Source organism: Desulfobaculum senezii, assembly GCF_054657395.1.
The window spans coordinates 1191178-1210708 of the sequence record NZ_BAAHYU010000003.1; the positions used below are offsets into that span (position 1 = coordinate 1191178).

27 protein-coding genes are annotated in these 19531 nt (G+C 61.5%); 24 read left to right on the forward strand and 3 right to left on the reverse strand.

The annotated features are described in order from the left end of the window. Nucleotides 1-267 precede the first annotated feature (267 nt). The 4 genes from ACYQ2T_RS14310 to ACYQ2T_RS14325 all read left to right on the forward strand — a co-directional run bounded on the left by ACYQ2T_RS14310 (nucleotide 268) and on the right by ACYQ2T_RS14325 (nucleotide 1959). A complete protein-coding gene (locus ACYQ2T_RS14310) occupies nucleotides 268-747 on the forward strand; it encodes a hypothetical protein (RefSeq protein ID WP_459901442.1) in 480 nt (159 codons plus the stop codon). A gap of 3 nt (nucleotides 748-750) precedes the next feature. Next, a complete protein-coding gene (locus ACYQ2T_RS14315) occupies nucleotides 751-960 on the forward strand; it encodes a hypothetical protein (RefSeq protein ID WP_459901443.1) in 210 nt (69 codons plus the stop codon). Continuing rightward, nucleotides 960-1166 carry a hypothetical protein gene (locus ACYQ2T_RS14320; RefSeq protein WP_459901445.1) on the forward strand — a complete coding sequence of 69 codons (207 nt, stop codon included), beginning with the start codon at nucleotides 960-962 and terminating at the stop codon, nucleotides 1164-1166. The genes ACYQ2T_RS14315 and ACYQ2T_RS14320 overlap by 1 nt, the downstream gene beginning before the upstream one ends. A gap of 133 nt (nucleotides 1167-1299) precedes the next feature. Continuing rightward, a complete protein-coding gene (locus ACYQ2T_RS14325) occupies nucleotides 1300-1959 on the forward strand; it encodes a BRCT domain-containing protein (protein ID WP_459901447.1) in 660 nt (219 codons plus the stop codon). Between the two features lie 77 nt (nucleotides 1960-2036). Here ACYQ2T_RS14325 and ACYQ2T_RS14330 read toward each other — a convergent pair whose 3' ends face one another. The 3 genes from ACYQ2T_RS14330 to ACYQ2T_RS14340 are packed head-to-tail and all read right to left on the reverse strand — an operon-like array spanning nucleotide 2037 to nucleotide 5113. After that, nucleotides 2037-2294, reverse strand: a complete 258-nt coding sequence (locus ACYQ2T_RS14330) for an ogr/Delta-like zinc finger family protein (RefSeq protein ID WP_459901449.1) — start codon at nucleotides 2292-2294, stop codon at nucleotides 2037-2039. A 33-nt stretch (nucleotides 2295-2327) separates the two neighbouring features. Beyond that, nucleotides 2328-3350, reverse strand: coding sequence for a phage portal protein (locus tag ACYQ2T_RS14335; RefSeq protein ID WP_459901451.1), 1023 nt, complete (start codon nucleotides 3348-3350; stop codon nucleotides 2328-2330). An 8-nt stretch (nucleotides 3351-3358) separates the two neighbouring features. After that, nucleotides 3359-5113, reverse strand: coding sequence for a terminase large subunit domain-containing protein (locus ACYQ2T_RS14340; RefSeq protein ID WP_459901453.1), 1755 nt, complete (start codon nucleotides 5111-5113; stop codon nucleotides 3359-3361). Nucleotides 5114-5226: 113 nt separating this feature from the next. On the opposite strand from ACYQ2T_RS14340, the gene ACYQ2T_RS14345 reads away from it, so the two are divergent. The 20 genes from ACYQ2T_RS14345 (at nucleotide 5227) to ACYQ2T_RS14440 (ending at nucleotide 19504) form a co-directional block, all read left to right on the forward strand. Continuing rightward, nucleotides 5227-6090 carry a GPO family capsid scaffolding protein gene (locus tag ACYQ2T_RS14345; protein ID WP_459901455.1) on the forward strand — a complete coding sequence of 288 codons (864 nt, stop codon included), beginning with the start codon at nucleotides 5227-5229 and terminating at the stop codon, nucleotides 6088-6090. A 10-nt stretch (nucleotides 6091-6100) separates the two neighbouring features. Next, a complete protein-coding gene (locus ACYQ2T_RS14350; RefSeq protein ID WP_459901456.1) occupies nucleotides 6101-7126 on the forward strand; it encodes a phage major capsid protein, P2 family in 1026 nt (341 codons plus the stop codon). A 60-nt stretch (nucleotides 7127-7186) separates the two neighbouring features. Then, nucleotides 7187-7882, forward strand: coding sequence for a phage terminase small subunit (gpM, locus tag ACYQ2T_RS14355; RefSeq protein ID WP_459901457.1), 696 nt, complete (start codon nucleotides 7187-7189; stop codon nucleotides 7880-7882). 81 nt (nucleotides 7883-7963) lie between these two features. Further along, entirely contained in the window at nucleotides 7964-8434 is a 471-nt protein-coding gene (locus ACYQ2T_RS14360) for a head completion/stabilization protein (protein ID WP_459901459.1), read from the forward strand. Then, entirely contained in the window at nucleotides 8431-8898 is a 468-nt protein-coding gene (locus ACYQ2T_RS14365) for a phage tail protein (protein ID WP_459901461.1), read from the forward strand. Before ACYQ2T_RS14360 ends, ACYQ2T_RS14365 begins: the two co-directional genes overlap by 4 nt. A 3-nt stretch (nucleotides 8899-8901) precedes the next feature. Further along, nucleotides 8902-9618: a phage virion morphogenesis family protein gene (locus tag ACYQ2T_RS14370; protein ID WP_459901463.1), complete on the forward strand. Its 717-nt coding sequence runs from the start codon at nucleotides 8902-8904 to the stop codon at nucleotides 9616-9618. Between the two features lie 13 nt (nucleotides 9619-9631). Further along, nucleotides 9632-10762, forward strand: coding sequence for a DUF2586 domain-containing protein (locus ACYQ2T_RS14375; RefSeq protein ID WP_459901465.1), 1131 nt, complete (start codon nucleotides 9632-9634; stop codon nucleotides 10760-10762). Beyond that, complete coding sequence (locus ACYQ2T_RS14380; RefSeq protein WP_459901467.1) at nucleotides 10763-11221, forward strand: phage protein; 459 nt, start codon at nucleotides 10763-10765, stop codon at nucleotides 11219-11221. Beyond that, entirely contained in the window at nucleotides 11221-11436 is a 216-nt protein-coding gene (locus tag ACYQ2T_RS14385; protein WP_459901468.1) for a TraR/DksA C4-type zinc finger protein, read from the forward strand. Before ACYQ2T_RS14380 ends, ACYQ2T_RS14385 begins: the two co-directional genes overlap by 1 nt. After that, nucleotides 11433-11999 carry a glycoside hydrolase family 108 protein gene (locus ACYQ2T_RS14390; protein ID WP_459901470.1) on the forward strand — a complete coding sequence of 189 codons (567 nt, stop codon included), beginning with the start codon at nucleotides 11433-11435 and terminating at the stop codon, nucleotides 11997-11999. Before ACYQ2T_RS14385 ends, ACYQ2T_RS14390 begins: the two co-directional genes overlap by 4 nt. Before the next feature lie 8 nt (nucleotides 12000-12007). Next, entirely contained in the window at nucleotides 12008-12496 is a 489-nt protein-coding gene (locus ACYQ2T_RS14395; protein WP_459901472.1) for a hypothetical protein, read from the forward strand. Then, a complete protein-coding gene (locus tag ACYQ2T_RS14400) occupies nucleotides 12493-12729 on the forward strand; it encodes a hypothetical protein (RefSeq protein WP_459901474.1) in 237 nt (78 codons plus the stop codon). The genes ACYQ2T_RS14395 and ACYQ2T_RS14400 overlap by 4 nt, the downstream gene beginning before the upstream one ends. Before the next feature lie 7 nt (nucleotides 12730-12736). Then, the gene (locus tag ACYQ2T_RS14405) at nucleotides 12737-13006 is read left to right on the forward strand and encodes a putative phage tail assembly chaperone (protein WP_459901476.1); all 270 of its coding nucleotides are present in this window, start codon (nucleotides 12737-12739) and stop codon (nucleotides 13004-13006) included. A 32-nt stretch (nucleotides 13007-13038) separates the two neighbouring features. Further along, nucleotides 13039-13182 (forward strand): DUF6890 family protein, encoded by a 144-nt coding sequence (locus ACYQ2T_RS14410; RefSeq protein WP_459901477.1) that lies wholly within the window; start codon nucleotides 13039-13041, stop codon nucleotides 13180-13182. A gap of 1 nt (nucleotide 13183) precedes the next feature. Next, nucleotides 13184-14974: a phage tail tape measure protein gene (locus ACYQ2T_RS14415; RefSeq protein WP_459901478.1), complete on the forward strand. Its 1791-nt coding sequence runs from the start codon at nucleotides 13184-13186 to the stop codon at nucleotides 14972-14974. Continuing rightward, the gene (locus ACYQ2T_RS14420; protein ID WP_459901480.1) at nucleotides 14975-15307 is read left to right on the forward strand and encodes a DUF2590 family protein; all 333 of its coding nucleotides are present in this window, start codon (nucleotides 14975-14977) and stop codon (nucleotides 15305-15307) included. Further along, nucleotides 15304-16470 carry a baseplate J/gp47 family protein gene (locus tag ACYQ2T_RS14425; RefSeq protein WP_459901482.1) on the forward strand — a complete coding sequence of 389 codons (1167 nt, stop codon included), beginning with the start codon at nucleotides 15304-15306 and terminating at the stop codon, nucleotides 16468-16470. Before ACYQ2T_RS14420 ends, ACYQ2T_RS14425 begins: the two co-directional genes overlap by 4 nt. A 6-nt stretch (nucleotides 16471-16476) precedes the next feature. Further along, nucleotides 16477-17052, forward strand: coding sequence for a phage tail protein I (locus ACYQ2T_RS14430; RefSeq protein WP_459901484.1), 576 nt, complete (start codon nucleotides 16477-16479; stop codon nucleotides 17050-17052). 13 nt (nucleotides 17053-17065) lie between these two features. Beyond that, entirely contained in the window at nucleotides 17066-19003 is a 1938-nt protein-coding gene (locus ACYQ2T_RS14435) for a phage tail protein (RefSeq protein WP_459901485.1), read from the forward strand. Nucleotides 19004-19012: 9 nt separating this feature from the next. Further along, complete coding sequence (locus ACYQ2T_RS14440) at nucleotides 19013-19504, forward strand: tail fiber assembly protein (RefSeq protein WP_459901487.1); 492 nt, start codon at nucleotides 19013-19015, stop codon at nucleotides 19502-19504. Nucleotides 19505-19531: the final 27 nt, after the last annotated feature.

Consider the following 19531-nt stretch of genomic DNA (forward strand, 5'->3'; position numbering starts at 1 on the left):
ATATATAATATATTTCCTAACCATAAATAGGGCAGGATAAGGGCAGGCCTAACTTTGAATCCTCACCTTTCGCCTACTTTTTACCCCTTCGAAAGCCACAGATAACTAGCTGATTTTAAAGAACTATTTTTTTAAGGGTGAGAACCTCACCTCTTTAGGGGCAGGATTAAAGCCTTTAAAATCAGTGGTTTATAGCAGAAAAAAGCTATTCTGCCCTCATCACCTAAGTTGATTTTTTTTTCAGCGTGACCTTTGAAGGAGTAGGACATGAAGACGGTAAATCCTGAGGCAAAAATCGAAGGCGTTTTGGAAACCTACGACGAAACTGTTGAGCGGCTGGCGGCGATGTGGTCGGCGTATTTACAGCGTAGACTCACGACGAAGGATGTAGAGAATATGCTTACTATGCTTTCGATGTCGCGCGGTGTGAAAATATTGCCTGTTGAAGAGATTACGGAGCATCCCATTGTGGCGCTCTTTTGGGCAGACGTGGAGCGGATTGTTAATGAGCATGATCTTGATGTTTCTTCCGAGCCGAAGGAAATTGCTTTTCATATGCAAACGGTCAAGAAGCACTTGATTGCTTCGGGCTGGAGTGAGCGTGATTTCAATAAGGCCCGTAAGCTGTTGGGCGTGTCGCCCCGCTATAAGCTGCTGGAAAAGAACCGTTGTCGCCATAATTCCAAGCTGTACAAAACACAGCGTTGCTGGTGCTTTCTCCGACCTCAAGAAGACGCGGAGGGCTAGGCCATGACAGAACAGACCATCCACCCCGGTGACTACCTGTGCATTAACGGCACGCCCTGTCGTGTGCGCTTTGTCAGTATGCGTGATGTGCGGCTTGAAAATGGATTGGTTCTTTCGCATGAGCAGGCGGGGCAGTATCCGCATTGTCCTGTATCGACCGAGGAGCCGCGCGGCAGCTTCGTGCCGAAGGCCGCGCAAGGGAGGTTGTTTTGATGGGGGAGGGGATACGCGTTATCACCATAGAGCATCGGCTAGAGGACGCGCGTTTTCTCCTACGCACACTTGCCCAGTCGAGTGAGCTGCACCCCGCCGAGCGTGCGGCGCTGCGTGGGTGCGCCAAGAGCGTGAACCAGATCCTCGGCGCGGTGAACTGCCGAGGGCGGGAAAATGACGCCCAACCGGACTACGCCAGAGCCTAACGCCATCTACAAACAAAGCCCCCGACCAGAACGGCCGGGGGCTTTGTTTGTGGATGGCGGTCAATATCTGACCCTTTATATTTACTTGTTCGCCGTTTGTTGCTATCGGGCAAAAAACGTAAGGGGGCAGAATATGACTGATATTTGGACTGATATAGATGGGCAGCCTGCGCGCTCCGTTAATAGAGCGCGGGTATCGGACAGAACGGTTGATGAACTTATTGGCATGGCCAAAGGGTTTATCGCAGACGGCGAAGTGAGCGAGGGGGAGGCCGCGGCTTTGGTGCAGTGGCTCAAAGTGAATCACCTGCTTGCATCCAATGACTTTGTGGTTTCTCATTTAAGCAAGCGAATCGCCGCCATGCTTGAGGACGACGTGATTGATGCAGAGGAACGCAAAGAGCTTTTCGAGATATTGCGTGACATTTGCGGGCAAGATGCCGCACCGGAGTGTGCGCACTCGCTGAGTTGCAGCTTGCCCCTTGATGACCCCTTGCCCAATATCCAATTTGAGGATGCGTGCTTTTGTCTTACTGGCAAGTTTGCGTGTGGTACGCGCAGCAAGTGCCAACATGTGGTGACAAGCCTTGGCGGGTTTGCCCAGTCGAGTGTCCGGCTGAATACGGATTACCTTGTGATAGGTTCCATTGGGAGCCGCGATTGGATCCACTCCACCTATGGCCGCAAGATTGAAAAGGCGATGAGCTTCAAGGCCGAAGGCAAGGCGCAGATTGCCATTGTTTCTGAGGAGCACTGGGCTGATGCTGTTTGGAAGTGTTCGCAGGCGTTGTAACTCTGACCAGCTACAAACAAAGCCCCCGACCAGAACGGCCGGGGGCTTTGTTTGTTCGTGGTTTTGCCCGTACGTGGTTACGCCGAGCAACATGCGAACAGCATTTTTTGTTCTGACGCTGTTGCCTTTTGAAGCCGCTTCCGCACAGCTGCCGGCAGGTCCAGCGCGGATGGGCTGAGTGTGTGGGAGAAGGCGAGGTCCATCACGAAGGTGTGCCCGCATTCTAGGTTGCGGCAACTGCAATAGAGCTGCTTCAACTCCCCGCCCAGTTCCTTGGAGCTTTCCACCCGCGCCACGTAGCCGCACTTGTTGCATCGAACTCTGATTGCACTCATTGTCTCAACCTCACGAATTGGTGACAATGTACACTATTCCCCGTCGGTTATAAAGGAAACGCGCCCCTGCTGTGGCAGTATTTCGTTCACTTCCAGCAGGAGTTCCCGGACGGGTTGCACCTCGTTCCGCTGGTACACGCTGTCGATTTTCTCCACGTCGCCAAAGCCGCCCGTGTTGTTCGGGATGATGGCGGCCAGCGCGGGCGGGACGCGGTGGGCGGCGATGATGTCGTCCCGCGTCAGGTTCTTGATCTTCTCCAGCTCGTCCCGCGTGGAGAAGTCGCCCACGGGCAGGATTTGGAGCTGGTCCTTGCCGCCTTGTGGCATGTGAATGAACATGTTCCGGAAGTTGCCCGCGCCCTTGGTGTTCTTCATGGCGGCTTCTATCTGCTCCTGATAGCGCTGCTCCATGTTGCCGCCCGCGTAAAGGATGTAGCCCATGTGCGCGCCGTTTTTGTAATACTTGCGGCGGAACAGGGTGGCGTCCTCATTGAGCAGCATAGACTGGATTGCGCCGAGGTAGCCGGGCACGCCGTAGATGGACTGGGACACGTCGTAGTTGCGCAGGTGCAGCACCTCGCCGGGCTGGAACTCCGTGATGTTTCCCGTCAGGCCCAGCTGGCAATAGTGGTCCGGATCCTTCATCCGGCGCATGTTGATGGCGGGCAGGTGGCGCAGGCCTATCACCTCGCCCATCCAGTTGCGGATGATCTGCGCGTAGGCGTTGGCGAAGGTGACGAAGTCCGTCACCATGGCGTGCATGGCCTTGCGCGGCAGCATGGCCGAGCCGTGAAAGCCGCGCATGATCATGTTGGCTTTGAACTCCAGAAGCGGCCCATGGTAGGCGTTGCTGCGCGTGAGGCGCGTTAGCCCGATGAGCGGGACGGGCGTCTGGTAGTAGCGGCCATTGTCCAGCAGCCACACACCAAGCGAGTCGTATATTTGGCCGGAAAGGACCGGCTCCGGATCCCCGAAGGTGAAGTGCATGGCGTTTGCGGCTGAGGCCTGCGGGGCGTCCGTGGCTCCGTCCTGCGTCCTATTCTTCTTCCTGCCCATGAATGCTCCTAGGAGACGACCACGCGGCCGCCTTTCTGTTCGGTGAGGGGTTCGTGTGCGAGGGCGTGCATGATGGCCCACGCGACGTCAGCGTGCCCGGTGTTGGCCGTGCGGCCCGCGCTGTAGGTCATCTGGCCACTGTTCGTCAGTCCCTGCCGGATGGTCAGGAACGCGTGCCCGATGTCGGACCAGACGCTGTTCCATTCCAGCCTGCCGTTTTCGATGACGTCCTTGGCCTTGAGCACAAGCATGTTCTTGGCCTGCACGCTGTAGTGGATGCTCTGCGCCATGGGGAAAAAGCCCTTGATGGCGTCGTACACGCCAATGCCCGGCCCGGTGGTATCCACGCCGATGTGCTCGAAGTTGTAGCGCTCCGTGAGTTCCTTGATGCGTTCCGCCTGCCACGTGAAGGATTTGTCCGTCCATTTGTAGCGCTCCAGCACGCGGAAGCGGCCGCCGGATTCCAGCGGTGGCGCGAGGATGACAAAGGACGCATCGTCCCGGCTGCGGCTGGGATCGTAGCCGCCCCACACGGGAGCATTGCCGAAGGGACGCTGCGCGCCGGGGGTGAAGTCCGGCCACTCGTCGTCCGGATCCACGGGGCAGAGTTCCAGATCCGCCAGCCGGAAGACGCTCCACGTGTCGTCCACGAACTCGCACATAAACAGATTCCGGAATTCATCCGGGCTGTACTCCAGCTTGAGTTCCTTTACGTCGAAGAGGTCGCAGCCTCCGGCCTCGGCGTCCTCAAGGGTGATGATCTTGCGCCATGTGTTGTCCGGGCACAGGACGCCGCCCTGCGACTCCTTAAAGCTGGGAAACTGCGCGCGCTTTTTCTTGTACCGCTTCTGGAAGCGCTCGCCCGTCCAGAGATCATAGGCCTCATGCGTGACCGCCGAGGGTGTGGAGAAGAGCGTGCGCCGCCATTTCTTGTGGGCCGCCATGCCTGTGGCGACCTTGTAGAGGTCATTGAAGCGGCAGATCCAGAAAAACTCGTCTATGTAGACATGGCCGTGGTAGGACTGCGCGCTTTTGGAGTTGTTGGACAGAAAGTAGAGCGTGGCCGGACCGTGCGCGGTGTGTAGCTGCAACTTGTCCTTGCCCTTCAGCTCAAGGTCAAAGGCCTCGCCCGCAATGTTCACGATGTATTCCCGGAACACGTCGGCCTGTGCGCGGGTGGCGCTCAAAAAGATTTGGTTGTCCCCAGTGAGGCACGCGTTCTCGAAGGCCTCCTGCGCGAAGTACCACGTTGCGCCGATCTGGCGGGACTTGAGTATCTGGCGGTTGCGGTGGTGGCGATTCGCGTACAGCTCCAACTGGTATTGGAAATAGTGTTGGTGGAGCTTTTGGAAGTCATCCGCCGTCAGATGCGAGACGTCGTTTTTCGTTTTGCCCTTGCCGCGTTTGTTCGGGCGGCCCTTGTTCCTTTGGCTGGACTGCGCCGGGGCGTCGCCTGCGTGCTCCTGCGCTGCCTTTGGGCGCTGCGCCAGCCGCGTCAGGCGTTCCAGCCCGGAGACGAGACAGTCTATTTCCTTCAACTCCGCAGGTGATTTGCCGTCACGCTCCGCCAGCAGGGCCAGCCGACGCTGGATGGCTTCTTCTGCCGTCTGGTGGGAGACAAGGTCTTCCCAGTCTTCAGCTTGCGCCCAGTGGTAGACGGTGCGCTTTGGTACATTCAGCGTTGTGGCGATCTCCTTTATCTTGTAACCACGCAGGTACAAGGAGCGCGCCGCGCGCCTGACTTCATCCGGATAGTGTGCCATACACTATCAATACATGTTCCCACCATTGCATTCCCGTATCTCTGTTCCGATTGAGCGCCAATCGGAATTCACTTTGTTGTGCGCGCGTTACTGCGTGGCGTAACATCATTCCTATGAAACTCACCACAGACTTTATCAAAGTTGGGCAGTCCGGCCCGACCTGTGACGGTCGCGAGATTGACGCGCAGTGGCTGCGCGAGGCCGCTGAAACGTATGACCCCAAGGTCTATACGGCCCTCATTTGGCCGGAGCATTTCCGCTTTCTCGGCAACTCCGGGAAGGTTGTGGCCCTGAAGGCCAAGGACGAGGGCGACGGCATTGTTGGCCTGTACGCGCAGTTGGAGCCGAACGTTCGTTTGCTCCAGTCAATCAAGGATGGCCAGCGCATGTACACGTCCATGGAGCTGACTCCTAATTTTGCCGGGACGGGCAAGCACTATCTTGCCGGCCTCGGCGTGACCGACAGCCCCGCGTCCCTCGGGACGGATGAGTTGAAGTTTTCGCAGAGGAAGCACGCCCCGGAGAACGAATTTTACGCAGGCGTGGAGCTGGCGCAGCTGGAGGCGGATGCAGAGGGCGAGGAAGAGGCCGCCACCTTGTTGAATAAACTTTTTCACCTGCTTGGCTTTGGCAGCAAGGGCGCGGCCCCGGCGCAGGAACCCGAACAACACGAGGAGAACAACGTGGACAAAGAGCAGTTTGATGCGCTGAACGGCGCGCTGGCTGGCCTCACCGCAAAGGTGGAGGAGCTGGGCGACAAGTTCACTGCGCAGGGCGCAGAAGGGAAGCAGCCGGAGCCGGAAGCCCCGACGCCCGCCCCCGAGGAAAAGGCCGACGCCAGCAAAGAAATTTTCGGCAAGCTGGAAGCGCTGACGGATTCCGTCACCAAACTGACCCAGCGCATGGAAGCCGCCGCACCCGGCACCCCCGCTTCGGAAAACTCCGGACCCGCCGATCTCTCCGGCGATGTGATGTAGGGGGCGACGCATGAGAAACGCAACCAGACAGCAGTATAACGCGCTGGGCCAGCAGATTGCCCGCGTCCACGAGGTGGACGACGTGAGGCAGCAGTTCAGCATTGCGCCGAGCGTTGAGCAGCGCTGGCAGGACAAGATTGTGGAGCAGTCCACCTTCCTGCCCCAGATCAACGTCATCACCGTGGATGACATGGAAGGCCAGAACATCCTTGGCTTTGCCGCCGGTCCTGTTTCTGGCCGCACGGACGTGTCCGTGGACGGCAACGAGCGCACCCCGCGCAATGTGCTGGGCATGGCGCAGTATGGCTACAAGCTGGCCCAGACGGACAGCGACGTCTACTTGCCCTATTCCACCCTTGATGCGTGGGCGCGCTTTAAGGACTTCGCGCAGCGCTACACCCGCTACGTGCAGGACCGCATTGCCAATGACCGTGAGCTGGTCGGCTGGTACGGCGAGCAGGTTGCGGACACCACTGACCTTGCCACCTATCCCATGCTTCAGGACGTGAACAAGGGCTGGCTCCAGTACATGCGCGAAAAGTGCCCCGGCAATGTCCTGCAAGAAGGCGCGACCGCCGGAGAACTGCGCATCGGCGAGGGCGGCGACTACATCAACCTTGATGTCGCCGTGAACGATCTGCTTCAGGGGATTCCCCTGTACCTGCGCAAAGATCTTCAGGTCTTGGTGGGGGACGAGCTGATCGCACAGGAGCGGGCCGCACTGTTTGCCGCCGTAGGTGGCAAGCCCACCGAAAAGAACGCGATGAACACGGCGCTGGCCGTTCTGGGTGGCCTGCCGTGGCAGACGCCGAGCAACTTCCCCGGCCGTGGACTGGTCATCACCAGCACCAAGAACCTTTCCATCTACACGCAGGGCAGCAGCTGGAGGCGCAACCTCAAGGACAAGCCCGAGAAGAACCGCACCGAGGACTACAACTCCCGAAACGAGGGGTATGTGGTTGAGAATCCGAAAGCCATGGTGGCTTGGGACTTCAAGAACGTGATGGTCAAGAGCGCCGACGGTTCGTGGAGTTAGGCGATTCCTTCTTCCAACAGGGGGCGGCGTGGTGCCGCCCCCGCTTCTCAGGGGTGAAGCATGAGTCTTTTTTTAGAGCATAAGCGGCGCGTTGAAGGCGACCCGCAGGCGGCAAAGGCTGTGGCGGCTCCCTCTGCGCCGACTCCGGCGACCAGTGGGCGCATTGGCAAGCAGCAGGCGGACGGTATGCTGATGGATTCCGTGGCCGAAGACCTGCGCCGCTTGGGGGACACCAAGAGCGTAGAGCGCAAGATTACGTTCAAGCGCGAGCAGCTGGTCCCGAAGTACCGCGAACACGTGGCGCGGCTGCGCGAGTCCGGCGAGCTCCACCCGCTACTGGGACAGTATTTCGTCTGGCTGTGCGACGTGGGCGACATGGAAGGGGCGCTGGATTTGGGCCTGTATTGCGACGAGCAGGGCATTCCCATGCCGGAGCGTTTCAACCGTGACCTGCGCACGTTCTTGGCGGACGCCGTAATGGACTGGGCGGAGCGTGAGCACGACGCCGGGCGCAGCCCCCAGCCGTATTTTTCTACCGTTCTGGACCGCGTGACCTCGGACGCACCCGACGCATGGGATGTGCCCGACGCCCTGCGCGCAAAGTATCTGCGCCTTCATGGCTTCCTGCTGGAAAATCAGGGCGAGGACGCCGCTGCGCTCAATGCGCTGAACAAGGCGCTGGAGCTTGGCGCCCAGGTGAAGACGCGCCGGGACAAGCTGGCCAAGAAGATCAAGGCCGCAACCGAAACGAGCTAACCCACACCCCTGCCAGTTCCGCCGGGCCGGTGCGGCCTCGCGCCAACACGCGGCCCGGCGGGAACTGGTCAAGAGGCTTCTATGTCGTTCTCCGGCTTCACAGATACACCCCAGACGGAAGTGGTGCACAATGACGGATTCTGGCCGGACGTTGATCTGGCTGACTTCGCCGCATCCTACCGCACGCCAGCCGAGCACGAGACACCAACCCTTGCCACTGCCATCACCCGCGCCATGGACTGGGCCAACCAGCAGCTTGCCGACTTTCAGGCAGAGCAGCGCGCCGCAGGCTACGCCACCCTTGCCGAGGTTCCCGCCAGTACGCTGGCCGGGCAGAGCAGGCTGGTGGGCTGCTACCTGCACGCCGTTTCCTGCCGGGCTGTAGCGTTTTTGACATGGGAATTTCGGCCGCTGACCCGTTCCAGCTCCGCCAAGGACACGCTGGCCGACGCCGAGGAAACGGCGCTGACGGAAGGGAAGTGGCTCCAGTACGCGGAAGAGGCTCTTGCAAACCTGCGGGGCCATGACCGCGTGAGCGTGAGGCTCATATGAAAAAGCTGCAAGGGCTGTGTGACTATCTGCTGCGCCAGACGGGGCTGCCGAGGGGCAATTTTGACGCTTGGGCCAGCCTTGGGGAGATCGATGTGGGCGGTGTGGATCTGGGGCAGGGCGTTGTGGTCTGCCACTTCAAATATGAAGGGCAGATCATCATCAAGCGTTACCCCGGCGACGCCGCCGAACTGCTGGCGCATATTTCCGTGTGGCTGCTGGAGCATGACGCGGAGCGGAACGCACAGGGGCTTGAAATGCCGGACGTGGACGTGGCCCTGAATGACGATCATTCGGCGGATGTGTCCTTTGGCATTCCGTTCAAGGAGCGGGTGGAAATTGTGCAGGACGAGTCCGGGCGCGTGCTGTGGAACGGATCGCGCTGGAGCGTCGCGCCTGTTCCGGTGGATGTGGCCGAGCAGCTGGACGACATGCAGGGGAACGCGACCGCCGGGGTGGAGAGCTAGGGCATGGGGGAACTGCTGGAGTTTAACGTTTCGCGCAAGAGCCAGTTGCGCCTGCATGAGCAGCTGGACGTCCTGACCCTGCCGCCCGAGAGCCGCCGCAAGGTGGCGCGGGCAGTCGTCATGCAGGTGCGTAAGGAGTCGCGCAAGAACGTACGGCAGCAGCGCTGCGTGGACGGCGCACCATTTGCCCCGCGCAAGAAGGGCAAGAGCGGCAAGCCCCGCCCGGAGCAGAACAAGCGCATGCTGATGGGGCTGGCCCGCTTGATGAGCATAGACGCCGAGCGCGTGGGCGCGGGCAGGGTGAGCTGGCGCAACAGCTACACCGCCAAAATTGCGGACAAGCACCAGCACGGCAAGGAAGAGCGCTACAGCGGCCGGGGCGGCAAAGCCCATGACAAGGATTTCTACACCGCCAAGGCGAAGTGTGAACGCTGGCTGGCGCGGGAGATTATCCGTCTCGGTTACCGCAGGGAAAAACGTCTCCCGTCCGGAAAGGTCCGCCGGGTGCGCGTGCCCCAAAAGTGGATCATGGAGCACATGCGGCAGGACGAGGCGGTCAAGGTGTGGCTGGATCTTTCCGGCTACAACCCCAAGGACGATTGGACCATAGGCACCCCGGCGCGGCCGTTCCTCGGTGTGAATCCGGATCAGGCGCACGACATACTGGATGAGATGGCGCGGCAGGCTCTGAGCAAGCTCCGCAAGAAAGGCAAGATTTAACCAAGGAGTTCCCATGGCACTGGGTAAAGTGCAGGTCAACAACCTGAATTTGAATCAGGGGCAGCTGCCGGACATTGAGCGCTATTTCCTCTTTGTCGGGCTGTGCGCCACGAACGCGGGCCAGCTCCTGACCGTGACCCCGGATACCGATCTGGACGAGGTTCTGGGCGCTGAAACCAGCCTGCTGAAAACGCAGGTGGAGGCGGCCAAGCTGAACGCCGGGCAGAACTGGAGCGCCGCGGTATATCCGCTGGCCGAAGCCGCCACATGGGAGGACGCCGTGGACGCCGCCATGGAGGAAACGTCCGTGGAGGCCGTTGTTGTGGTGGATCCCGTGCAGAGCGCGGTGGAGCTGGAGGCCATGCAGGCCAAGGCTGCCGAGATCATGGGCAAGTACATGCGTCCGCTGTTCTTCATGGCCTACACCCGCGCCATCGATCCCGCGCCCGACACGGGCGAGGACTGGGCCAGCTATGTGGCGGATATCAAGGCGCTGACCGATGGCATCGCAGCGAATCAGGTGCTCATTGTTCCCCAGTTGTGGGGCCATGAGCTGGGCACGCTGGCGGGCCGTCTGTGTGACCGTTCCGTCACCGTCGCGGATTCGCCCATGCGGGTGAACACGGGGGCGCTGGTGGGCGAGTGGTCGCAGCGCCCGGTGGATAATACGGGCCGCAAGCTGGACATGGCTATCCTTCAGGATCTGGACCGCGCTCGGTTCTCGGTGCCGCAGTGGTATCCGGACTACCCCGGTATGTACTGGGGGGACGGCAACATGCTGGACGTGCCCGGCGGTGATTATCAGGTGGTGGAGAATCTGCGCGTGGTGCAGAAGGCCATGCGCAAGGTCTACCCCTTGGCGGTTGCGCGCATCGCGGACCGTCGGCTGAACTCCACCCCCGCGTCCATTGCCCAGAATTCGACCTATTTCATGCGCCCGCTGCGCGAGATGTCGCACAGCGTGAACATCCTTGGCCAGACCTTCCCCGGCGAGGTGAAGCCGCCGCAGGATGGAGACATAAGCATCACGTGGCCTACGCGCACGGCGGTGGAACTCTACATGGTGGTGCGGCCTTACAATTGCCCGAAGTCCATCACCTGCAACATCCTGCTGGACCTCACAAATTACGGGGCGGAGGCATAAATGGGACAGAGAATCAGCGGAAAGGATTTTGACGTCACGGTGGGAGATCTTGCCATCCATGTGGACAAGGCCACCTTGTCCATCACGGATAACACGGCGGTGGCCAAGGACCGGGGCGTGCCCAATGGCTGGGTTTCCGGCGATGTGGAGGCCTCGGGAGAACTGGAGCTGGACGCCCTTGACCTCAAGACCATGAGCGAGGCCGCCAAGGCCGCCGGATCGTGGCGCGCGCTGGAGCCGTTTGACCTCGTCTTCTTTGCCCGCACCCTGACGGGCGAGGAAATGAAGGTGGAGGCCTTCAGCTGCAAGGTTAAGGTGGACAGCCTGCTGGATTTCGACGGCAGCGGGGGCGAGAAGCACACCACCAAGATTCCCTTTGACGTAACCAGCCCCGACTTCGTGCGCATCAACGGCGTTCCGTACCTCGACGCCGCCGAAACTGAGGGGCTGACGGCGTAATGGACGACATTGACCGCGCACAGGAGCTTGAAACCCGGCAACGCCGCGCGGCCTTGGCCCGCCTTGGACGCGCCGCGCGCCGCGCGCTGTCCGCAGGGCCAAGCCGGACGCATTGCCTACGTTGCGGGGAGCCAATCCCGGAGGCGCGCCGCAAGGCCGTGCTGGGCTGCCAATACTGCATAGACTGCCAAGCCGACATGGAGGCACACGCATGAATTTTGAAAAAGCCGTTGATTTCGTACTGAAGCACGAGGGCGGATTTGTGGACCACCCGGACGACCCCGGCGGAGCCACGAATTTTGGCGTGTCCCTGCGGTGGCTGCGCGGCCAGAACCCGGACGCCGCTGACATCGATGGGGACGGCGACGTGGACGCCGACGATATCCGCGCCCTGACGCCGGACACCGCGCGGGAGTTCTACCGCCAGAAATTTTGGGACGCCACACACTGCGGCCAGATGCCTGCCCCTGTGGGCGCGGCCGTGTTTGACTCCGCCGTGAACTGCGGCCCGCGCCGGGCCGTGCGCTTTCTGCAGGCGGCCATCCGAACCATTGACCCGGATATGGCCCTGACCGTGGACGGCCTCATGGGGCCGAAGACGCTGGAGGCCGTACGCCTGACCAGCGCCCGGAAGGGCTATGAGCGGCTGGCGGACGCCATTCTGTGGGAGCGGCAGAGCTACTACAACCGCCTTGCCGGGCAGAAGCACTTCCGCACTTTTCACCTTGGCTGGACGCGCCGCGTGTGCGCCCTGCGTGATCTGCTGCACGCCGCATAGGAGGGCGCATGGGATTCTTTGACGCAGTGAGCAACTTTTTCGGCGGCGGTGTGGTCAAGACCATTGCGGACACGGTGAAGGACTACTTTCCCCCGGACATGAGCGAAGCCGAGAAGGCGAAACTCTCCGCCAAGATCACCGAGGCCGAGCTCCGCCGAGAGCGTGAGCTGATGGCGCTGGCCATGGAGGCGGACAAGGAAGTGACGCGCCGCGCGGCCCAGCTGGAGGGCACGGCAAAAGACCTCACCGCGCTGCCGTTCGTCGGGCGGTTGGTGATCTTCCTGCGCGGGTGTCAGCGCCCTGTGTGGGGCTTTGCCGCCCTGTACATGGACTGGCTGTGGTTTTCGCAGTGGAGTCTGACCGACAAGCAGGAAACGGCGCTGATCGTCATCAATATGCTGGTCCTTGGCTTCCTGTTTGGCGAGCGCACCGTGAAGAACCTGCAACCGCTGCTGGTGGAGATCTTCGGCGGTAAGCGGAGAACGGGGCGGGCATGACGTGGCCTGAAATTATGGAGCTTTTCGCCCGGCATGTGTGGCCTTTTCTGATCCTTTGGAATTGCTACCTATTTCAGGTCGCCCAGACTTCGCAGACAAGGTTGCAGAATTTTCAGCTGTATGTGGCCCGAAACTACACATCGAAACAGGATCTGGAAAAGATGCTGGAAGGCTTTGAAGACCGCTTTGACAAGCGTTTCGAGCAGCTTTTCCAGCTCATAAACACAAAGTGAGGATGCAATGCCCCGCGCTATCGAACTGACCGTGAATGACAAGGAACTGATCTTTAACGTCACCCTGCATGACTTCAACGCCTACGTGAACGCCATGACGCCCACCAGCAAGGTTGCCCCGGCGCAGAATTTTCTGACGCGCACCGCGGACTCGGGCAGCCGCGAGGCGCTGCGCGAGCTGCTGGAGATTCCGGGCGCGGTGCTGGAGATCGCCGGCGCGGTGCTTGAGCAGTACAAGCCGGACCTGAACATCACCGTGGGAAAGTCGAGGCCGTAGCCGAAGGGCTGCGGGATAACACGCTGGCCCAGATGGTGGCCCTGTCCCGCAAGTGGTTTCCGCAGCGGGATCTGGACGCCGAGAGCATGGGCGAGGCCTTGTGGCTGGAAGAGGACTACTGGAAGAAAATGACCATCTCCGTGCAAAACGGCATCGCCAAGGCCTTTAAGGGGTAGCATGAGCGCCATTCTGGAAAAGTTGACCTTTGGCTTCAACTTGCAGGACCGGGTGACCGGACCCATAGGCAAGATTCAGAACAAGCTGACCACCATGGCGGACTCTGCCCAAAGCGCCTTTATGCAGGTGGGCATGGGCGGGGCCGCCGTGGCGGGAGCGGGCTTCGCCCTTGATGCCCTCACCGCGCCGGCGCGCGAGATGAGCAAGGCCATGGGCGAGGTGGCCAGCCTTGGCGTTGCCGATGACGTGCTTGCAGGCCTTGGGGACGAGGCGCTGCAATTCAGCACCAAGTACGGGGCTTCCGCCAGCGAGTTCACGCGCTCCGCCTATGACATTCAGTCCGCCATTGCCGGGCTGGAGGGCAACGAGCTGGCCGCGTTTACCAATGCGTCCAACGTGCTGGCCAAGGGCACCAAGGCCGATGCCGGCACGATCACGTCCTACATGGGCACCATGTACGGCATCTTTAAGAACAAGGCCGACGCCATGGGCAAGGCCGAATGGGTGGAACAGCTGTCTGGCCAGACGGCCACCGCCGTACAGATGTTCAAGACCACGGGCATGGAGATGAGCGCCGCGTTTACGAGCGTGGGCGCGAACGCCACGGCGGCGGGCATCGATGCCGCCGAACAGATGGCTATCCTCGGCCAGCTGCAATCCACCATGAGCGGCAGCGAGGCGGGCACAAAGTACAAGGCCTTTCTGGCGGGAGTAGGACAGGCACAGGAAAAGCTGGGCCTGTCCTTCACCGATGCCGAAGGCAACATGCTGGGCATGGTGGATATCCTCGGCAAGATTAAGGGCAAGTTTGGTTCGCTCAAGGCCTTGGAAGACAGTGACGCGCTGAAAAAGGCCTTCGGCTCCGAAGAAGCCTCGTCCATGATTAAGTTGCTCTTGGCGGACTCTGAAGGGCTGGCCAAGAATATTTCCACCCTCGGCAACGTGCAGGGCATGGAGAAGGCGCAGGAGATGGCGCAGGAGATGGTGGACCCCATGGACCGCTTCAATTCAGGCGTCACCGCCATGCGCATCGGCTTTGGTCAAGCGCTCCTGCCTGTCATCAATCCCGTCATTGACAGCCTTGCCGACGGTGCGGCCGTGCTGACGCGTTGGACCAAGGAGTTCCCCACCGTCACCAAGTGGATTGGCTATGGCGTGCTGACCATCCTGTCCATCACCGCGGCCATGGGCGCGTTTACCATGGCGGCAGGGCTGGCGCGCGTGGTGATGATTGGCTGGCAAGCGTCCATGCTGCTGGTGAGTGGTGTCATGAAACTTTTGCGCGGCGTCATGGCCGTATTTCGTATTGCCATCCTTGCCACCAATGCCGCTATGTGGGCCAACCCTGTGGGCATCATTGTGGGGCTTCTTGTGGGCCTTATGGCTGTCATTGGCGCAGTGATCTACTGGTGGGACGACCTCAAGGCCGCGTTTTTGGATTCCTCATGGGGCAAGGGCTTCATGAAGGTGGTGGAGTCAGTGGTGGGGTGGTTCAAGAACCTTGGCGGCATGGTGGAATGGGTGCTGGATAAGCTCAGCTACCTGCCCGGCTTTGGCGGTGATTCCGACGCGGCGGAGCCGAAGAAGGCAGCCCCCGCGCCGCCGCGCGCCCTTGAAGCCCCTACGCAATCCGCCGTACCCGCCGGAGGCCTGACCAAGTCCATCACCAAGAACGTAGCGTCCTCGTCGTCCCAGTCCTCGGCCATGCACGTGGGAACAGTCAATATCAATTACGCAGGCGACATGGACCCGCAGGAGCTGCGGGAACTGCTCCTGATGGAGGTGGGCTAGATGCCGCAGCGCTATGTGGACCTGTGCATCACTGACGACGATATGACCCTAGACCATGGCGGGCAGCCCCTCATGGTGGATGGTCGGGCGTCCATCGCGCAGGACATCAAGCACATGATCCGCGAGACGGGGATCCTTGTGGAGCTGGTGGGCAACCGTGATGCCGGCACCAAGGAATCCGCCGTGGTCCGCCTGACCATTGAGGTGGAGGACGACGACCGTATCGTGCCCGGCTCCGTGCAGATTACGGAGCCGCGTTCTGGCCAGTTCTATCTGCTGGCGCAAACCGTAGCGTTTGGCGACCTCGCCATGCAGCTGGAGGCCGAGGGATGAAGCTGTTCGAGCAGATGCTACAGGACGCAGACGTCCCCACAACGCGCGAGGCCATGCAGGCCCGCTGGGACGCGATCAACGACGAGCAGGGCGGGCAGATCACCAACAACAGCAAGTGGTCCCCGTTCTGGCGGCTTATTTCCGCCATTGTCACCGAGCCATGCGTGCAGTTGGTTGGCGTGCTGAAAGACCACGCGCTGCCCAACGTGTTTCTGCGCTACGCCTCGGGGCGCTGGCTTGACGTGTACGCATGGGGCGTGGACCTCACGCGCAAGCCCGCAACCCATGCGGCCGGAAGCGTGACCTTCACGCGGGAGACGGCAGCGGGGGAGCTGCTTATCCCTGCTGGGACCGTGGTGGAAAGCCCCAGCCTTGGCGGCTACGTCTACAGACTGACCACCACGCAGGACGTCACCGCCGTGGATGGTCAGCTGACCGCTACGGCCCCCGTGCGCGCGGAGCGGGCGGGCAGCGCTTACAACCTTGGGCCGGGGTACTATTCCATTCTGCCCCAGCCCGTGCCCGGTGTGGCGTCCGTCACCAACGCGGCGGACTGGCTGGGTACCCCCGGCGCGGATGAGGAACAGGACGACGAGCTGCGCCTTCGGTGCCGCACCCAGTTCAGCGCCGTGGGCCAGTACCACCACGACGCCGCATACACGGCGGACATCGCCACCTTTGCGGGTATCCGGACCGATTACATCTATTTCAGACACGATGCCCCGCGTGGCCCCGGCAGCGCGGACTGCTTCATCATGCTGGAGACGGGCACGCCCTCGGCGGAGTTTATCGACTCCATCAACGCCCACGTGCGCGACTCCGGCAACCATGGGCACGGCGATGACCTGCGCTGCTGGCCCATGGCGCAACGCTCCATTGACCTGACGGCCACCGTGCATCCGGTGCCCCACCTGCCCGCAGAACGGCAGGACGCCCTGCGCCAGCGCGTGGCGGACATGATCCGCGCCGCGTTCCGTGAAAATGCGGATTACGACGTTACGCGGACGTGGCCGTTCTCGCGGTTCTCCTTCTCCCAGCTGGCGGAGGAGCTGCACGCCGCATGCGCGGATCTGCGCTCCGTGGAGTTCTCGCAAGGGGACATCCTCACGGACATGGAGTTGCCCGTTTTGGGCACGCTGTCCGTCGTCATGGGGGCCGAGTAGATGGGCATGGGCAAGCTGCCGTTTTGGCTGGCCGGGCCGGAGAACGCCGCGCTGGAGCGCGCAGCCGCTGTATGGTTTGCCCAGCTGTGCGAGTGGGCGCAGTGGCCCGTCATGCAGATGGACCCGGAAACCTGCACGGAAAGCGTTCTCGGCCTGCTGGCGTGGCAGCGCGACATTGACCGCTTTGCCGGGGAGCCGCTGGAGCTGTTCCGCCGCCGCGTGAAGTACGCCTACGCCAACGCGCGTGACGCCGGGAGCGTAGCCGGTTTTAGGCGCATCTTTCAGCGCCTTGGCATCGGCTATGTGGAGATTGACGAGCGTATGCCGGGCCGGGATTGGGACGTGGTGGCCATCCGGCTGACGGATAGCCAGCTGGCGGGCAATCAGGCGCTGCTGGACGTACTCATCCAGCACTATGGCCGCACCTGCCGCCGCTATGAGTGGACCGTGATTGCACCGGTTCCCGTCGGCGTGCGCGCCGTGGAGTTCGGCAACAGCTACAGCATGGACCATGCCGCCGTGCCGCCCTGCGCCGTGGGTGCGCGGGCCAGCGAGTTCGGCAACGATTTTGCGACTCTGTAACCAAGGAAGAACCATGGCAACAGTCATCACCTACGCAGGGGAAAGCCTCATTGCTCAGAAGCAAGCCGCAGGCGCGCCCCTTCTCCTTGACCACTTCGTCTTGGCCCTTGTGCCGGGGCAGGATCCGGACCAGCCCGTGGAGCGGGCGGAGGGCATGCCCCCGGCCGAGCAGATCGTGCACCAGTACGTCATTCCCGACGAGTTCAAGGGCTACGTGAATCCGAATCAGGTGGTGTATTCCATGCTGCTCGGCAGCGACGTGGGGGACTTCACCTTCAACTGGGTGGGCCTTGCGGCGCAGGACGGCACCATCGTGACTGTGACGCACCTGCCCGAGATTCAGAAGAGGCAAACGGCGGGGGAGACGCAGGGCAACAACCTGACGCGCAACGTGCTTGTGGAGTTCACGGGCGCACTGGGCACCACGGGCGTCACCGTGGAGGCGAAGACGTGGCAGGTGGACTTTACCGCACGCCTTAAGGGCATTGACGAGCGCGAACGCCGCGCAAACCGTGACCTGTACGGGCGGCAGTGCTTCTTTGGCGACGCTGCCAAGCTGGTGGCGGACGGCGAGGCCTACGCGCTGCGTCCGGGCACGGGCTACGTGGAGGGCGTGCGTGTGGAACTGACGGGCGCACACCCCATCACCCCCGGCGCGCTGCCCAAGAGCGTGTGGCTGGACGTGGCCCTGATGCCCGAAGGCTCCGACATCGTCCCCCGCGCCGTGCCGGTGCTGGGCGAAGACAAAAGCGACTACACCGACGCCGCAGGTGTGCAGCACTACGTCCAGCGCCTTGCCGACATCGATGCGGCCGGGCGCATTACGGACGCCCGCCGGGTGGAAGACGTACAGACCGATGTGGTTCGCTATCTGCTGGAGAACGGCGGCAAGAAGGAAGTGCAACAGCACCTCGACGACGCCGACCCGCACGGTATGCCCCTTGGCGGCGGCGAGCCGGGGCAGGTGCTGGTGAAGCAGGAGGACGGGAGCGTGGCGTGGGACAATGTGGCGGGCGTCCCCGTGGGGCAGCTTTGCTGGTCCTCGCTCGGTGTCCCCCTGCCCGGAACCGTCCCCGCCAACGTCAAACAGAAGTTCCAGCGCGGCCTGTACCCGCAGTTGGACGAGGCCGTCCTTGCCGCTGGGAACTACCTGACCGACGAATCCGCATGGGACGCGGAAGCGGCGGCGCAGGACGGTTCGTGCGGGCGGTACTGCGTGACGGTGGAGCATATTATCCTGCCGTGCTACCGCCACTACATTGCGGCGGCGCGGCCGGGGGAAGCGGGGAAAGAGGCTGGGGATTGGGCTGGTGATGCGATTCGGAATATTACGGGCGACTTCGGTCACCGCAGTGACTTAGGTGCGGGTGATTATCTCGGAGGAGACCATGGTGTTTTCTACAATGAGGAAATCTCAGGTAAACCGGCACATGCGAGTGCTTCAGCTAATGCATATAGAGTGTTTTTTGACGCTTCCCGTGTTGTCCCCACCGCCGACGAGAACCGCCCCAAGACTAGCTACGCTCTGCCCTGCATCAAGGTCGCCGACGTCGCGGTGAACGCCGCGCAGGTGGACCTGCTGGCGCTGGCTGACCAAGTGGCCAGTATCAACGGGAACAAGGTGGACCGGGGCGAGTGGACGCAGAGTCTTGGTGAAAGCGGATGGCAGAAACTACCCAGTGGGTTGATTTTGCAGTGGGGAAGCTTTCTGACGGGAAATATAGGCAACGAAGCAGAAGGGAATTGTCTTTTCCCTGCTACATACCCCAATACTTGTCTACAAGTGTTGATCGGTAGTCACGTCGGGAAAACGAACAGCGGCGCTTCCAGTGAAGGGATGTGTGTTATGTCATTCACATCACAGGGATTCACGTGGCGCTCAAGCTGGGATAGCCGAGCTAGTGCGGACGGTATAACTGGACCCATACAATGGTTTTCATTAGGGAAATAGGAGGTCGCTGTGAAGTACAGTTCAACAACAAACGGCTTTTACACCACAGCACTACACGGCAACAACATACCCGCCGACGCGGTGAAAATCACCGATGCCGAACACCGCGCCTTACTGGACGCACAGGCACGCGGCAAGCTCATCCAACCTGACGCCAACGGCCGCCCCGTTGCCGTGGACCCGCCCCCGCCGCCAGAACCCACTGAGGCCGAACTCGCAGAGCGCGCCCGCGCCGAGCGGGACCGCCTTATGCGCGAGGCCTACGACCCCGCCGTGATGCAGCTCCTGCGCAAGCGTCGCGTTGTCGTGGCTGCCTCGGGCGACACGGCGGGCATCGATGCGCAGCTTGCCGCATGGGATGCCTACGCCAACGCCCTTGAATCCGTTCCGGACCAGCCCGAGTTTCCTCGCGTCATTGATTGGCCCACCGCCCCCACGGCAGCCCCGGAGGTGGAGGTTGCTCCGGAGCCGGAGGGCGCGGCGGCAGGTGTGGAGGTTTAGGGTATGGTCTGGGCGCGAGGTGGGTTT